The sequence below is a fragment of the Streptomyces sp. NPDC060000 genome (assembly GCF_042737375.1).
Taxonomy (GTDB): domain Bacteria; phylum Actinomycetota; class Actinomycetes; order Streptomycetales; family Streptomycetaceae; genus Streptomyces.
In genome coordinates, this window is sequence record NZ_JBHWUU010000141.1 from 1 (window position 1) to 2,013 (window position 2,013).

A 2,013-nucleotide genomic window follows, 5' to 3' on the forward strand; every position below is an offset into this window, starting at 1 on the left:
GGACAGGTCCTGGGACCTGTCCGGCCGATCATGTGACTAGTCCATGCCCGCGTCGTTGATGTGGACATGGGGCGGGGTGATCTCACGGATGCCGAGTGGGAACGGCTGCGGCCGTTCCTGCCGGTCAGTAACGGGCGTTGTGGCCGGTGGCGGGATCACCGGCAGGTGATCAACGGGATTCTTCATCGGGTACGGACCGGGGTGCAGTGGCGTGACCTGCCCGAACGGTTCGGCCCGTGGAAGACCGTTTATGAGCGCCACAGGCTATGGTCGGGCGACAGCACCTGGGAACGCCTGCTCCAGCGGGTCCAGGCCGCGGCCGACGCGGCGGGTGAGATCGACTGGGACATCTCGGTCGACTCCACCATCGTCCGCGCGCACCAGCATGCGGCCGGCGCCCGCATCGCTCCACCGCCGGCACCCGGCTCAAAGGGGGCCGAAAATGGGGAACACCAGGGCGAGACGCCGTGGCAGAGTCTTGTCGCCCGCCCGGTGGAGGTGGTGCTGGAGGTGAGGGCCTGGGCCGTTCGCGGGGCGGGTTCACCAGCAAGCTCTACCTGAGCGCGGACGGCCGACGCCGCCCCTTGTCCCTGATCGTCACTCCAGGCCAGCGGGCGGACTGCACTCAGTTCATCGCCGTGCTGGACAAGATCCGCGTCCCGAGTTCGGCGCGGGAAGGCCGCGCGTGAAGCCGGACAGCCTCGCGGCCGACAAGACATACAGCAACGGCCCTGTTCGCAAGTACCTGAGACAGCGGGGCATCCGCCACACGATCCCGGAGAAGACCGACAGCCAGGCCACTCGCCTGCGTAAAGGCTCACGCGGCGGACGGCCACCAGGCTTCGACGAAGAGCGGTACAAGAAACGCAACACCGTCGAACGAGCCATCAACAAGCTCAAGAACGCCCGAGCCATCGCCACCCGATACGACAAGCGCGGCTACGTCTATCTCGGCACCGCCACCGCCGCAGCCCTCGCCATCTGGCTCCGCACATGACCGACCCGGCAGCGGTTACTCGGCGGAGTGCGGGCCCGTCTTGCCTGTGAACGGAAACAGCGGATAGCCCTCCGTGCACTGACCTCCGGACGGGTGGTACGGCCAATCCATCCCGAACCGGTACAGCAACGTCAGTGCGATGACAGCCGCGAGCGGTGCGAGCCACATGGCTGCCCGCCCACCCCGAAGGGGCCACCTCCGCACTGCGAGTTGGAGCAGAAGCAGCAACAGAGTCATGCAGAGCCACACGACAGTCAGCGTCATCAGCAGCCCTACGTTGCTGCTGGCGTCGTTCCCGAGGGGACAACTCGCCCACGACCGAATGGTCCAGACTGTGCCGCCGTACGCGCCAAAGGCGGCGAGGGCGGGAGCCAGCAAGTACCAGCCGAACCCCGGGGCAGAAGCGGGCGCCCCGCGTTCCGCCCCCGCCACGTGCATCCCTGCGCCTCCCCTGAACACCGCGCCGCAGAGTGACCGAGCAAGCGGACCGGCCTACATCCCCCGCAACGACCGAGGTACTTCACTCACACTGACCAAGGAAGGATCAGTTCGGTTCCCGCTCGAGCCGCTTTGCCGTGATCAGCCGGACAGCTCCTAGTCGGTTCCGGTGTCCTTGGTCTGGTGCATGACCGGTGCGGGGTACCGGACGCAGGCTCGCGGCGTGCGCATCCTGCCGCAGCCCAGAACCATAGCGGCCCAGCAGATCAACGAGACGGAACGACACCGCGTACGGGAGGTGTCACGTGCTTCGCGTGTGGGTAAAGGCGGATGCTGCGACCCTTGGATCTCTGTGAGGGGAGGCCAAAGTTGGTCCACGACCTCGTCGACTGCCCGCCCCGCCACCGTATCGCCCTGGTTCTGCAACCGTCCTTCAATGAGCCTGTGCCTCCGGAAGCAGACGGAGAAGCAGTGGCGGGCCCAGCCGGGCGGGGGGGGGCCGACGCGGCGGGTGGACGGCGGGGTCGGGGGGCCGGCGGCGGGGGGGGGGGGGCGCGGGCAGGGTGCACAGGCGGTGG

Annotated in this window: 1 pseudogene; it reads left to right on the forward strand. The window is 68.0% G+C overall.

The annotated features are described in order from the left end of the window. The first annotated feature begins 66 nt into the window (after positions 1–66). Positions 67–997: pseudogene (locus ACFWBB_RS41300) on the forward strand (IS5 family transposase). The last annotated feature ends 1,016 nt before the right edge of the window (positions 998–2,013 follow it).